Below are 12,647 nucleotides of genomic sequence, written 5' to 3' on the forward strand. Positions count from 1 at the left end.
GTTTTGGCTCCGTTCCGTCCTGCGGAATAAAATTCCACTTGCAGAAGAAGCTACCTCAGGCAATCTGCCGCCACAACAAAAAGCCGTTCGCCGGATGAAATTTCCGCAAGACGGTATCGGAGAGTGGAATGCCAGAGATCAAGGTTGTGACCGAAGTTGCCGGGCGCGTTTGCGCGCTTCCTGTTGAGGCCGGCAGCAATATCGGCGATGGCGACGAGATCGCGTTCGTCGAAGCGATGAAGATGGAAATACCGGTCACGTCGACGACGGCAGGCAAAATCAAGTCGATTCTGGTCAGGATTGACGACGTCATCGCCGAAGGCCAGGCCGTTGCGATCATCGAGACCTGACCGCGGACCGTCCGGCCGCGCGCGCGGACCAAATTCCCACGTGCCTCGTCCTCCGACGGCCACTCCTTTGGAGCAGCGCTGCGTCGGACGCTGTCTTGCTTGCGAAACATTTCCGAGCGAAAAGTTTCGTATGACGGAACAAATACCGAGCAATCGCTCGCTTTGTGATCATCGGTTCGGAGACCGCAGCCGTCGAATGGCGTCCTATCCGGACCGGTCGCCTCACACCTGACGTCGGTGCGCGCTCAGTTGCGCGCGCCCTGATTGCGTTGCACAACAGGAGGCGATGAAACGATCGCCTCCTCCCGTCACCGCCACCACCACGGCCTGGTCCAGCTCGAAGCCGCCGCTGCTGCGGTTTCTGCACGCTTGTTACGCAAACTTCCTGCCGGAGGCCGGCGGCGCGGTGGCCGACTACATCCCCGAGCTCGGCAAGGCCGACCCTGCCCATTTTGGCATCAGCCTCGCGACGCTCGACGGCCACGTCTATGAGGTCGGCGACACCAGGGTGCCCTTCACCATCCAGTCGATGTCAAAACCGTTCGTGTTCGCGCTGGCGCTCGACACGCTCGGCGCCGAACGGGTGGAGAGCGTGATCGGCGTCGAGCCGTCCGGCGACCCCTTCAATTCGATCCGGCTCAATGCCGATAACCACCCGTTCAATGCGATGGTGAATGCCGGCGCAATCGCCTGCTCCGGCCTGCTCCATGCCGACAAGGGCGACGGCGCATTCGACTACATCCGCCAGGCGCTCGGCCGCTTCGCCGGCCGCGAGCTCGATGTCGACGAGGCGGTCTACGCCTCCGAGAGCGCCACCGGCGATCGCAACCGTGCGATCGGCTATCTGCTGCGCACCAACAGCGTGATCACCGAAAATGTGCCCGCAGTGCTCGACGTCTATTTCCGGCAATGCGCCATCCTCGTCACCGCGCGCGATACCGCCGTGATGGCGGCGACACTGGCCAACCGCGGCATCAATCCGCTAACCGGCGAGCAGGTGGTGACACCCTATGCGATCGCGCGCACGCTGTCGGTGATGACCTCGTCGGGCATGTACGACTACGCCGGCGAATGGATTTACCGCGTCGGCATCCCCGCCAAAAGCGGCGTCGGCGGCGGCATCCTGGCGGCGCTGCCGGCGCGGCTCGGGCTCGGCAGCTACTCGCCAAAGCTCGACAAGCACGGCAACAGCGTGCGCGGCATCAAGGTCTGCGAGGCGCTGTCGGCGCATTACGACCTGCACATGCTGAACCGCAGCGACGACGCCCGCCACAGCATCATCGCCGACTACAACATCGGCAAGAACCCGTCGCGCCGGGTGCGGCGACCGCAGGAGCAGGAGATCCTGGCAAGACATTTCCAGGAGGTGCGGGTGATCGAGCTGGTCGGCACGCTGTCGCTCTCCAATGTCGACTATGTCTCGCGCCGCCTCGCCGGCAGCCCGCGGCCGGAGTTCGTGATCTTCGACCTCCGCCGCGTCACCGCAACGACCCGCGCCGGTGCCCGGCTGGTGGCGGAAGCCTTCCACGAGCTGGCCGAGCTTGGCGTCACCGTGATTCTCTCCGGCATCAAGCGGACCTCGCGTGAATGGACCACGATCAGCGAGTGGACCAACCGGCTCGGCAATATCAGAGATTTCTATCTGCTCGACACCGCGATCGAATGGGCCGAGGACCAGATCGTCTACCGCTATGGCGGCTCGATCGACTTCCTCGAGACCACGGAGCTTGCCGAGCAGCCGCTGCTCGCCGGATTGGGCGAAGCTGAGATCGCAGACGTCGCCTCGCTCTGCACGGTCAGGACCTACCAGCCGAATGAAAAGATCATCGCCGCGGACCGTGAGGCGACCTCGCTGTTCTTCCTGCGCAGCGGCGTGGTCCATGTCACCCTGCCCGACGGCATCCGGCTTGCGACCCTGACCGCCGGCATGGCGTTCGGCGAGATGGCGCTGCTCGAGACGAAGCGCTCGGCCGACGTGCTCGCCGACATGTCGGCGACTGCCTACGAGGTCGCGATCAAGGATTTCGAGCGCTTCCGCGAGCAGCACCCGCGCGCCGGCGAGCGGATCATGCGCAACCTCGCGCAGATCCTCGCCGAGCGGCTGATCGTGGCGAATGCGAAGGTCGACCTGCTGACGTCAGGATAGATCTTGCTTCCCCCTCTCCCCGTTCTTACGGGGAGAGGGCTGGGGTGAGGGGCTGCTTCAGCAAAATGACTTCGAGTCGAACTCGCGGAGGCTCCCCCTCACCCGGACCGCATTCCGCTTCGCTTCATGCGCTCCGGCCTCTCCCCGCAAGCGGGGCGAGGCGAAGAACTCCGCGGCGCGAACCGTTCAGCTCACCACTTCCGTCACCGGCTGCATGTCGATCTCGAACGTCTCGAGAAATTTCGACGTCATGATGTAGAAGCCGACCGAGAGCTGCAGTTCGATCAGCGCGGCCGGCGTCAGCAGCGCCGCGATCGCCTTGAAGGTCGCATCCGTCGGCTTCTTCAGCTTGACGATCTCGTCGGTGAAGGTCAGCGCTGCGCGCTGCACCTCGTTGAAGCAGCTCGCCGACTGCCAGTTTTCCAGCGCGGCGTTCTGCTCGTCGGTGACACCGACATTCTTGCCGATGCGCTTGTGCGCGACGATTTCGTAAGGCGCCTCGCAGAGAATTCCGGTGCGCGTGATCGCAAGCTCGCGCACGATCGGATCGAGTTCGCCCTTGTGGCGGATCGCACCGCCGAGCCGGCAGTACTGTTCAAAGTAGCTCGGCGAATGCGCCATCATGCGAAAGATGTTGGCGTTGCGGTTCTTGTCGAGGATCTCGCGGGTGCGCGGGCTTGCCTTCGCGGGATCGGAGTAGTCGATACGGGCCATTTCCTAACCTTGATCTCTGTCGTTTCTGTCGGGTTCCGAAACAGTATCCGCCGCCCGTCGCAGGAGCAACACGCGCGAGTCAAATTGCCGCCGCATTCCCATACAACCCTGACATAGTCGATATTCGCTGAGTGGGGACTCATCAAAAGCGAATACTCGACGCGGGGTGTTCCGAGTACAAAATCTGGCCGTCGTTCGCGCAGTTTGCGCCACGATGAGTCACGCCCAAGTCTAGGGGAAACGCATGAAGGAAGCCACCAAGAGGGCGGCCTCGGAAGCGCTTGCGCAAATGCTGGCGGTGACGGCGATGCTCGTCATCGCCAGCTTTGTCTTTTATTGGCGATAGTATCCGTAAACTATGAGGGGCAAGAGCGAACCAATTCAGCCTGGTCTTGCGTTCTGACCGGTTCGTTCAGCCCCTCATTTTGCCTTTGCGAAATACGGAACCAGCCGTCCCGCAAATTGCGTGAAGCGCGCCAAAACCTTGTCGCCGATGGCGAGGTCGTTGTCGCCGTGGGCCATCATGCGAAAGCCCTCGTCGGTATCCACGAGCAGGATGTTGTAGGGCACATGCGCCCTCGTCTCCGGTGTTGCGGCGCGGCAGACCAGTGACGTCGCATACACGGTCCCTGCCCCGCTCGCGCGATGCTCGGCAAGATCGGGCGAGCCGCAAGCGGCGCAGAAGCTGCGGCGGAAATATTGCCGCGCGCCGCAGGCGTTGCAGGTCTGGTAGACGATGGCTTCCGCGCCCCTGGTCCAGTCAGCGATCGGTTCGCTCATCGCACGCGCTCCAGGAACATGCTGACATGCGAGGACAGCACGCCGCCGTCGCCATGCAGCAACGCGACCGAGGCGTCGCGCACCTGGCGATTGTCGGCGCGGCCGGTCATCTGCAGATGGGTTTCGACCAGATGCGCCATCGCGCCGCCGACGCCGCAATGGCCATAGCTGAGCAGCCCGCCATGGGTGTTGAGCGGCATCTCGCCATCCTGATTGAAATAGCCGGCGCGCACCCGCGCGGCCGCCTCGCCGCGCTTGGCGAGGCCGAGATCCTCCAGCAGCATCGCCAGCGTGATCGTGAAGCTGTCGTAGACCGCGGCGTAACGCACGTCTGATATCGCGACACCCGACACTTCCTTCGCCTTCGCGATTGAGATCTCCGCGCCGAGCTCACTCAGCGCCGGCGCGGCCGTGACGTGCTGATGGGTGTGCGCCTGGGCGCAGCCGCGGATGCGAACCCGCCGCTCGCCGGTCGGCTCGCGGCTGATGACACACGCCGCACCGCCGTCGGAGACGGGGCAGCAGTCGAGCAGTTTGAGCGGCATCGCCACCGGCTTCGAGGCCATCACATCGGCAACCGTGATCGGCTCGTGGAATTGCGCGCCGGGATGCATCAGCGCGTGCTTGCGCATCAGCACCGCGAACTCGGCGAGGTCTTCCTGCGTGAGGCCGTATTCATGCATGTAGCGCGTCGCGACCAGGCCGTAATAGGCCGGGATCGTCGGCCCCAGCGTCACCTCGTAATCGGGGTGGCCGACCTGGGCCAGCGCCTGGATCGAAGCGTCGCGGCTCTGCCCGGTCAGCCGGTTCTCGCCGCCGACCACCAGCACGTGTTTTGCGACACCGGCGTCGACGAGTTGATGCGCCAGCATGGTCATCGCGAGGCCCGTGGCGCCGCCGACCTGCACGGCGTGGGCATAGGACGGACGAATACCAAAATGCTCGGCGAACACAGTGGCCAGCATGATATGGGGCGAGACCGTGGAATAACCGCAGAGAATGCCGTCGATGTCGGAGCGCTTCAGCCCGGCATCGGAGATCGCAAGCTCGGCCGCCTTGCTCATCAGGTCGAGCGAGGACAGGCCCTCATGCTTGCCGTAGGATGTGAGGCCGACGCCGGTGACGAAGCTCATCCCTTGACCTCCTCGTCGTCATTCCGGGGCGCGCGTAGCGCGAGCCCGGAATCCATACTCACGATCGTGGTTATGGATTCCGGGCCTGCGCCTCGCGGCGCATCCCGGAATGACGAATGGAAATATTTGTCGCTGACCATCAATACGACTTCGGAAGGCCGAGCACCTTCTCGCCGATGAAGCTGAGGATGAGCTGCGGGCTGATCGGCGCGATGCGCGGGATCAGCGATTCCCTGAAATAGCGCTCGACGTGATACTCCTTGGCATAGCCGAAGCCGCCATGGGTCATCACCGCCTGCTCGCAGGCGTGGAAGCCGGCTTCCGCCGCGAGATATTTTGCCGCGTTCGCGGCCGGGCCGCAGGGCAGGTTCTGGTCGTATTGCCAGCCGGCGCGCAGCACCATCAGCCAAGCGGCCTCCAGCTCCATCCAGCACTTCGCCAGCGGATGCTGGATCCCCTGGTTCATGCCGATCGGGCGGTTGAACACGATGCGGCCCTTGGCGTATTCCGACGCCCGCTTCAGCGCGATCTGGCCGAGGCCGACCGCTTCGGCTGCGATCAGGATGCGCTCGGGGTTCATGCCGTGCAGGATGTATTCGAAGCCGCGCCCCTCTTCGCCGATGCGGTCCTCGACCGGGATCTCGAAATTCTCGAAGAACAGCTCGTTGGAGTCGACCGGCTTGCGGCCCATCTTCTCGATCTCGTGCACGGTGACGCGCTTGCGGTCGAAGTCGGTGTAGAACAGGCTGAGGCCGTGGGTCGGGCTGCGCACCTCCTCCAGCGGCGTGGTGCGCGCGAGCAGCAGGATCTTGTTGGCGACCTGCGCGGTCGAGATCCACACCTTCTGGCCGTTGACGATGTACTTGTCGCCCTGGCGCACGGCGCGGGTCTTGAGCTGGGTGGTGTTGAGGCCGGTGTTGGGCTCGGTCACCGCAAAGCAGGACTTGTCGCGGCCGTCGATGATCGGCGGCAGCATGCGCTGGCACTGCTCCTCGGTGCCGAACACCACCACCGGATTGAGCCCGAACACGTTCATGTGCACCGCGGACGCGCCGGACATGCCGGCGCCGGATTCGGAGATCGTGCGCATCATGATCGCGGCATCGGTGATGCCGAGCCCGGAGCCGCCATATTCCTCGGGAATGCAGATGCCGAGCCAGCCGGCATCTGCCAGCGCGCGATGGAAGTCGGCGGGATAGCCGCCCTCCTTGTCCTTCTTCAGCCAGTAGGCCTCGTCAAAGCGGGTGCAGATCTTGGCGACGGCGTCGCGGATCGATTCCTGGTTGGCGGAGAGTGCGAAATCCATCTGTCGTGCTCCTATGCCTTCACCACTTTGGCCGCGCCGTCGCGCACCATCGCCGCGATCTCATCGGTCGAGAAACCCGCCTCGCGCAAAATCTCCGCGCTGTGCTCGCCGAGCCTGGGCGCCAGCCGGCTTGGCTCGACCTTGGTCTCCGACCAGCGCGCCGACGGCGTCATGCTGCGGATACGGCCCTCGGTCGGGTGATCGACCACGGGGAAGACGCCAGTCGCGACCATATGCGGGTCCTCCAGCAGGCTCTCGAGATCGTGCATCGGCATCACGGGCACGTCGGCCTTCTCGAGGATCTCGTTCCACTCGGCGGTGGTCTTGGTCAGCAGAATGCGTGCAAGTTCGGCGTAGACGACATCGATGTTGGTGGCGCGGCCGGCGAAGGTCGCGAATTTCGGATCGCCGCGCAGATCGTCGCGACCGGTCGCCTTGAAGAAATTCTCCCACTGCTTGTCGTTGTAGACGATCACGCAGATATAGCCGTCCAGCGTCTTGTAGGGCCGCCGGTCCGGCGACAGATGCCGCGCATAGCCGCCCTTGTCGAGCGGTGGATCGTAAGTCAATCCGCCCATATGGTCGCCCATGACGAAGCCGGCCATGGTCTCGAACATCGGAATGTCGACGCGCTGGCCCTGCCCGGTCCGGTCGCGGTGCACGAGGCTCGCGCAGATCGCGCCGACCGCGGTGAGCCCGACGATGCGATCGACCAGCGCATTCGGCACGTAGCGCGGCACGCCGTCCGAGGTCTGCGCCATCAGCGCCGGCAGCGCGGTGGCGCCCTGGATCAGGTCGTCATAGGCGGGCTTGGCGGCATACGGGCCCTCCTGGCCGAAGCCGAACACGCCGGCATAGATCAGCCGCGGATTGACCTTGGAAACCACGTCGTAGCCGAGTTGCAGCCGCGCCATCGCCTGCGGCCGCACATTGTAGACCAGCACGTCGGCCTGCGCGATCAACCGCAGCACGGCCTCGCGCCCCGCCGGCTTTTTGAGGTCGAGGCAGACCGAGCGCTTGCTGCGGTTGGTGTTGAGGAACACCGGTCCCATGCCGGGATGCCGTGTCGGACCGATCTGCCGCGTCACGTCGCCGTCGGGTGATTCCACCTTGATGACGTCGGCGCCGTAGTCGCCGAGCATCTGGGTGGCATAGGGTCCCATCAGCACGGTCGTCATGTCGACGACCTTGATACCCTGCAGTGGTCCCATCGTCCTGTTCGCTCCCGGATGTTCTGGTTACGCAGCTAAAGCGTGATGAGATCAGGCGAGCGTCATCGCGCTTTGGCGTCTTTTGAGCATGAGCTTTTCCGGAAAGCCGCTTCGCACTTTTCCGGATCATGCCTACTAACGGGAGCTGTTCGCCGAGATCAAGCTGCGCCGGGCGTATGGGCGTATGCGCGGGGGCGGCCGGATCGTTTCCGCGCGGCGGAACGCAGCACGTCCACCGCCGGCCGGATGCCGGCTATTGCCCGGTCATCGCCTCGCGCGCCTTCAGGAGCTTTTCCAGTTCCGCGTTCTGCTGCTCGAGCCGCTCGGCGATGCGCTCCTCGACTTCGGCGCCCGCGGCACCCGCGGCCTGCTCGATCAGCTGCCTGATATTGTCCCGGAGGATTGCGATGCGATCGTTCACTTCCGACAGCGACAGAGACGTCTCGATTCCCATGGTCCGTTCTCCCGGTGACAGGCGCAAGCAGCTTAGCGCGGCGGGAGGTCGCGGCCTATCCCCTAGCCGATCTCTTTGGCCTATCCCTTGGCTTATCCTTTGGCCATCATCTCCCGCAGCGCGGTCTTCAGCACCTTGCCATAATTGTTCTTCGGCAGGGCATCGAGATAGACATAGCGCTTCGGCCGCTTGAAGCGGGCGATCGAGGCAAGGCAATGCGCGTCGAGCCTGCCGTCGTCGGCGGCGGCGCCGTCCTCGAGCACGACGCAGGCGACGACGATCTCGCCCCATTCCGGATCCGGCACACCAATCGCCGAGACCTCGCGGACATCAGGATGCGTCAGCAGCGCTTCCTCGACCTCGCGCGGATAGATGTTGGTGCCGCCGGAGATGATCACGTCCTTGGAACGGTCCGACAGCGTCAGGAAGCCGTCGGCATCGAGACGGCCGACATCGCCGGTGCGCAGCCAGCCGTCCTTCAGCGTCTCGGCATTGGCCTTCGGATTGTTCCAGTTGCCGAGCATCACGGTTAAGCCCTTGACCTCGATCTCGCCTGTCTCGCCCGCGGGCAGCAGCTTGCCGTCCCTGCCGGTGATGCGCACGGTGACGACGCTCTGGGCGGTGCCGACCGAAGCCAGCCGTTCGAGATAGCGCGGATGATCGCTCGCGCGGTGCCAGTCACGCGACAGCGCCGTGATCGTCATCGGCGACTCGCCCTGGCCGTAGATCTGCACGAAGCGCTGGCCCATGGTCGCGATCGCATCGGTGATGTCGGCCGTGTACATCGGCCCGCCGCCATAGATGATGGTGCGCAGTCCCTCGCCGTTCTCGCCGCGCTTCTTGGCGGCATCGACCAGACGGCGCACCATGGTGGGCGCCGCGAACATCACGACGTTGTCGAGCTGGCGGCCGAGGTTGAGCACCTCGTCCGGATCGAAGCCGCCGGACTCGGGAACGACGTGGCGGCCGCCCATCCGGACATGGGGGAAATTGTAGAGCCCCGCGCCATGCGAGATCGGCGCCGCATAGAGCGAGGCATCGTTCGGCGTCGCCGGATCGACGTCGGCGAGATAGCACAGCGACATCGCAACCAGATTGCCGTGGCTGAGCATCACGCCCTTGGGACGACCTGTCGTGCCAGAGGTGTAGAACAGCCAGGCGAGGTCGTTGCTTTCGCGCGGCAATGGCGCAGCTGGCCCCTCGCCGCTTCGCATCGTCCTGTACGCGTCGCTATCGACCGACAGCATGGTCATGCCGGCGGGGCAATCGTCCTTCGCCTCAAGCAGCGCACCGATCGTGTCGTCGGACACGAAAGCCAGTTTGGCGCCGCCATTGCCGCAGATCCATGCCGCCTCGCGGCCGTGCAGTTTGGCGTTGATCGGGATCGCCGCGGCGCCGATCCACCAGATGCCATAGAGGCATTCGAGATATTGCGTGCAGTTCGATGCAAACAGCGCGATGCGGTCGCCGGTGGCAATGCCGTGATCGCGCGCCAGCGCCGCCCCGATCGAGGCGGCGCGGCGGGCAAAGGTTGCATAATCAGCGTCGAGGTCGAACCCGGTCAGCAGCGCCGGCGCGTCGGGACGCGCCCGTGCCGTCGCCGCCAGCCATTCGGCAATGTTCAAGCTACTTCGCCGGCTCGAGGATCGAGACGTAGTTGGCGACCGCGGCGCCGCCCATGTTGAAGATGCCGCCGATCTGCGGGTTCTTGAGCTGCATGCCCTCGGGCGCCTGCCCTGTGAGCTGCATCGCGCTCATCACGTGCATGGAGACGCCGGTGGCGCCGATCGGATGGCCCTTGGCCTTGAGGCCGCCGGACGGATTGACCGGCAGCTTGCCGTCCTTCTGGGTCCAGCCTTCCATGATCGCGCGCGCGCCCTGCCCCTTCGGCGTCAGGCCCATCGCTTCATATTCGATCAGCTCGGCGACCGTGAAGCAGTCATGGGTCTCGACAAAGGAGAGATCGGAGAGCTGCAGGCCGGCCTTCTGCAGCGCGCGCTGCCAGGCGATGGTGCAGCCTTCGAACTGCAGGATGTCGCGCTTCGACATCGGCAGGAAGTCCTGCGCATGGGCGGTGGCGCGGATGTTCACGGCCTTGCCCATGGTCTTGGCGGTCTCGGCATCGGTCAGCACCAGCGCGGCGGCGCCGTCCGACACCAGCGAGCAATCGGTGCGCTTCAAGGGGCCGGCGACGAACGGGTTCTTGTCGCTCTCGGCGCGGCAGAACTCGAAGCCGAAATCCTTGCGCATCTGCGCATAGGGGTTGGCGACGCCGTTCTTGTGGTTCTTGGCGGCGATCATCGCCAGCGCATCCGACTGGTCGCCGTATTTCTGGAAATAGGCCTGCGCGATCTTGCCGAACACGCCGGCGAAGCCGCCGACCGTGTCGCCGTCCTCAGGCAGATAGGACGCCTTCAGGAGGTTCTTGCCGATCTCCGGACCCGGCGTCTTCGTCATCTGCTCGACGCCGACGACCAGCACGATCTTCGCAGCGCCCGCCTCGATGGCGCGAATGCCCTGGTGCACCGCGGCCGATCCGGTGGCGCAGGCGTTCTCGACGCGGGTGGTCGGCTTGAAGCGCAGCGCCGGATTGGCCTGCAGCACCAGTGACGCCGTAAAATCCTGCGGCGAGAAGCCGGCGTTGAAATGGCCGAGCATGATCTCGTCGACATCGGACGCGGCAATGCCGGCATCGGCGAGCGCCTCGTTGGCGACCTTGACGACGAGGCCTTCGACGGTCTCCGCGTCAAACTTTCCGAATGGCGTGTGCGCCCAACCCACAATGCTGGCTGCTGTCATGGCCGTATCTCCCTGTGCCTGTTCGGGAGTTATGTAGCGTATCTCGAGAGCGTTTTCGAGCGAAGTGGATACCGGTTCGCGTAAAGAAGACGCGTCAAAGCCAGAATCTAGAACCCCGTTCCTATCGGAACGGAGTTCTAGCCGGCTTTCAGCGTTTTCATCGCCTTCGCGCACACGGCGGTTATGCCCGCCCAGTTGCCGGCGCGGATATCGGCCGCCGGGCACAGCCAGGAACCACCGACCGCCAGCACATTGGGCTCGGCGAGCCAAGTCGCCGCATTCGCCTCACCGATACCGCCGGTCGGGCAGACCCTGACGTTGGGGAATGGACCGGCCAAGGCCCGCAGTGCCTTGATACCGCCGGCCTGCTCGGCGGGGAAGAATTTGACGACGTCGAAGCCGTGCGCCAGTGCCTGCATCAGCTCGGAGGCGGTCGCGATCCCCGGCGCGAAAGGCAGCCCGCTGGCGGCGACCGCCTTCAACAGCTCTGGCGTCGCGCCCGGGCTGATGCCGAATTTGGCGCCGAGCGCCTCGGCGCGCGCCAGATCGTCGGCATTGAGGATCGTGCCGATCCCGACCACCGCATCGGGCACCTCGGCGATGATAGCTTTGGCCGCATCGACCGCGACCGCCGTACGCAGCGTCACCTCGAGGGTCCGCACGCCGCCCGCGACCAGCGCCTTGGCGAGCGGGACCGCATCGGCAAGCCGCTCGATGGTCAGCACCGGGATCACGGTGGCCTGGCGGATCAGCTCGGCGATCCGGTCCTGCTTTGATGTCGTTGTCATAGCGAGGCCTTGCGGGATGGTGGGGGACGAGGCGCCTTCTTCGGCGGCATGGCGTAGCGGGGAATGATCGCACCGGGATAGCACACCACGACGCCGGCCAGACGATGGCCGGCGCGCGCCGCCTCTTCGGGCTCGGCGCCGCCGAGCCGCGCGGCGAGATAGGCCGCGGCAAAACTGTCGCCGGCCGCCGTGGTATCGACCACCGGCTTCGGCAGCGGCTCCGCCCGCACCTCGCGCGTTCCCCCGGCCGAACGCACGATGCAAGCGGGCTCGCCAAGCTTCAGCACGACCTCGGGGCTCGAGATGCCGGCGAGCAGCGCCGTGTTGCTCTCGCCGGGATAGAGCGGCGCCAGATCTTCCGTGGAGGCAAGCACGATATCGGCCGCCTCGAACCCGCTGCTGAAGACTTTTCGCGCGATCGTCAGATCCGGCCAACCGCGGGCGCGGAAATTGGTATCGAACGCGAAGCGTGTGCCAAGCAGCCGCGCGCGTTTCAGCGCCGCCATCAGGCGCTCCCGTCCATCCTCGCGCAGGATCGAGAGCGTAATCGCCGAGAGGTAGACGAGGTCGTACGTCGCGAGCGAGTTAAGGAGATCTTCCGTCTCGGGCAGATCCATCAGCTCGCGGGCGGGGGCGCTGTCGCGCCAGTGGAAGAAGCGCCGCTCGCCTTTGTCGTCGGTCTGGATCAGATAGAGCCCGGGCAGCTTGCCTGCCAATCGTGCGACATGCTTGGTGCCGATGCCTTCGCTCGCCCAGCCCGCGATCATCTCATCGCTCAGCGCATCGTCGCCGAGCGCCGTGATGTAATCGATGTGGACGCCGAGCCGGGACAGGTAGACCGCGGTGTTGAGCGTATCACCGCCATAGGAGCGCGAATACAGGCCTCCGGGCTGGCCGCCCGGAGCCTGGCGCAACTCGATCATGCATTCGCCGATGCTGGCGACCCTGGTCATGCCAAGACCCGCG

12 protein-coding genes are annotated in these 12,647 nt (G+C 65.0%); 2 read left to right on the forward strand and 10 right to left on the reverse strand.

Annotated features, from left to right (window positions below; all coding sequences use genetic code 11):
* Positions 1–128: 128 nt before the first annotated feature.
* Positions 129–350 (forward strand): acetyl-CoA carboxylase biotin carboxyl carrier protein subunit, encoded by a 222-nt coding sequence (locus tag AAFG07_RS25060; RefSeq protein WP_342722527.1) that lies wholly within the window; start codon positions 129–131, stop codon positions 348–350.
* 286 nt (positions 351–636) lie between these two features.
* On the forward strand, positions 637–2,496 hold the full coding sequence (gene glsA / locus AAFG07_RS25065) for a glutaminase A (RefSeq protein WP_342722528.1): 1,860 nt from the start codon (positions 637–639) through the stop codon (positions 2,494–2,496).
* Between the two features lie 186 nt (positions 2,497–2,682).
* On the opposite strand, the gene AAFG07_RS25070 is transcribed toward glsA, so the two are convergent.
* From AAFG07_RS25070 to AAFG07_RS25115, 10 genes are all read right to left on the reverse strand, one after another.
* The gene (locus tag AAFG07_RS25070) at positions 2,683–3,210 is read right to left on the reverse strand and encodes a carboxymuconolactone decarboxylase family protein (RefSeq protein WP_342722529.1); all 528 of its coding nucleotides are present in this window, start codon (positions 3,208–3,210) and stop codon (positions 2,683–2,685) included.
* 420 nt (positions 3,211–3,630) lie between these two features.
* Entirely contained in the window at positions 3,631–3,990 is a 360-nt protein-coding gene (locus AAFG07_RS25075) for an OB-fold domain-containing protein (protein ID WP_342722530.1), read from the reverse strand.
* Positions 3,987–5,123, reverse strand: coding sequence for a thiolase family protein (locus tag AAFG07_RS25080; RefSeq protein WP_342722531.1), 1,137 nt, complete (start codon positions 5,121–5,123; stop codon positions 3,987–3,989). Before AAFG07_RS25080 ends, AAFG07_RS25075 begins: the two co-directional genes overlap by 4 nt.
* 139 nt (positions 5,124–5,262) lie before the next feature.
* On the reverse strand, positions 5,263–6,429 hold the full coding sequence (locus tag AAFG07_RS25085) for an acyl-CoA dehydrogenase family protein (RefSeq protein ID WP_342722532.1): 1,167 nt from the start codon (positions 6,427–6,429) through the stop codon (positions 5,263–5,265).
* 11 nt (positions 6,430–6,440) lie between these two features.
* Positions 6,441–7,640 (reverse strand): CoA transferase, encoded by a 1,200-nt coding sequence (locus AAFG07_RS25090; RefSeq protein WP_342722533.1) that lies wholly within the window; start codon positions 7,638–7,640, stop codon positions 6,441–6,443.
* 253 nt (positions 7,641–7,893) lie between these two features.
* The gene (locus AAFG07_RS25095; RefSeq protein WP_024582174.1) at positions 7,894–8,094 is read right to left on the reverse strand and encodes a hypothetical protein; all 201 of its coding nucleotides are present in this window, start codon (positions 8,092–8,094) and stop codon (positions 7,894–7,896) included.
* A gap of 92 nt (positions 8,095–8,186) precedes the next feature.
* Entirely contained in the window at positions 8,187–9,719 is a 1,533-nt protein-coding gene (locus AAFG07_RS25100) for an AMP-binding protein (protein WP_342722534.1), read from the reverse strand.
* Position 9,720: 1 nt separating this feature from the next.
* Positions 9,721–10,893, reverse strand: a complete 1,173-nt coding sequence (locus tag AAFG07_RS25105) for an acetyl-CoA acetyltransferase (RefSeq protein WP_092113065.1) — start codon at positions 10,891–10,893, stop codon at positions 9,721–9,723.
* A gap of 137 nt (positions 10,894–11,030) precedes the next feature.
* Positions 11,031–11,681, reverse strand: a complete 651-nt coding sequence (gene eda, locus AAFG07_RS25110) for a bifunctional 4-hydroxy-2-oxoglutarate aldolase/2-dehydro-3-deoxy-phosphogluconate aldolase (protein WP_342722535.1) — start codon at positions 11,679–11,681, stop codon at positions 11,031–11,033.
* Complete coding sequence (locus AAFG07_RS25115) at positions 11,678–12,634, reverse strand: sugar kinase (RefSeq protein ID WP_342722536.1); 957 nt, start codon at positions 12,632–12,634, stop codon at positions 11,678–11,680. Before AAFG07_RS25115 ends, eda begins: the two co-directional genes overlap by 4 nt.
* Between the last annotated feature and the right edge of the window lie 13 nt (positions 12,635–12,647).

It is taken from the genome of Bradyrhizobium sp. B097, assembly GCF_038957035.1.
GTDB lineage: Bacteria > Pseudomonadota > Alphaproteobacteria > Rhizobiales > Xanthobacteraceae > Bradyrhizobium.

What these genes read in the sequence shown, in the direction of transcription:
- AAFG07_RS25060 (WP_342722527.1), top strand. Translation starts at nt 129, where the DNA reads ATGCCAGAGATCAAGGTTGTGACCGAAGTTGCCGGGCGCGTTTGCGCG.
- glsA (WP_342722528.1), top strand. Translation starts at nt 637, where the DNA reads ATGAAACGATCGCCTCCTCCCGTCACCGCCACCACCACGGCCTGGTCC.
- AAFG07_RS25070 (WP_342722529.1), bottom strand. Translation starts at nt 3,210, where the DNA reads ATGGCCCGTATCGACTACTCCGATCCCGCGAAGGCAAGCCCGCGCACC.
- AAFG07_RS25075 (WP_342722530.1), bottom strand. Translation starts at nt 3,990, where the DNA reads ATGAGCGAACCGATCGCTGACTGGACCAGGGGCGCGGAAGCCATCGTC.
- AAFG07_RS25080 (WP_342722531.1), bottom strand. Translation starts at nt 5,123, where the DNA reads ATGAGCTTCGTCACCGGCGTCGGCCTCACATCCTACGGCAAGCATGAG.
- AAFG07_RS25085 (WP_342722532.1), bottom strand. Translation starts at nt 6,429, where the DNA reads ATGGATTTCGCACTCTCCGCCAACCAGGAATCGATCCGCGACGCCGTC.
- AAFG07_RS25090 (WP_342722533.1), bottom strand. Translation starts at nt 7,640, where the DNA reads ATGGGACCACTGCAGGGTATCAAGGTCGTCGACATGACGACCGTGCTG.
- AAFG07_RS25095 (WP_024582174.1), bottom strand. Translation starts at nt 8,094, where the DNA reads ATGGGAATCGAGACGTCTCTGTCGCTGTCGGAAGTGAACGATCGCATC.
- AAFG07_RS25105 (WP_092113065.1), bottom strand. Translation starts at nt 10,893, where the DNA reads ATGACAGCAGCCAGCATTGTGGGTTGGGCGCACACGCCATTCGGAAAG.
- eda (WP_342722535.1), bottom strand. Translation starts at nt 11,681, where the DNA reads ATGACAACGACATCAAAGCAGGACCGGATCGCCGAGCTGATCCGCCAG.
- AAFG07_RS25115 (WP_342722536.1), bottom strand. Translation starts at nt 12,634, where the DNA reads ATGACCAGGGTCGCCAGCATCGGCGAATGCATGATCGAGTTGCGCCAG.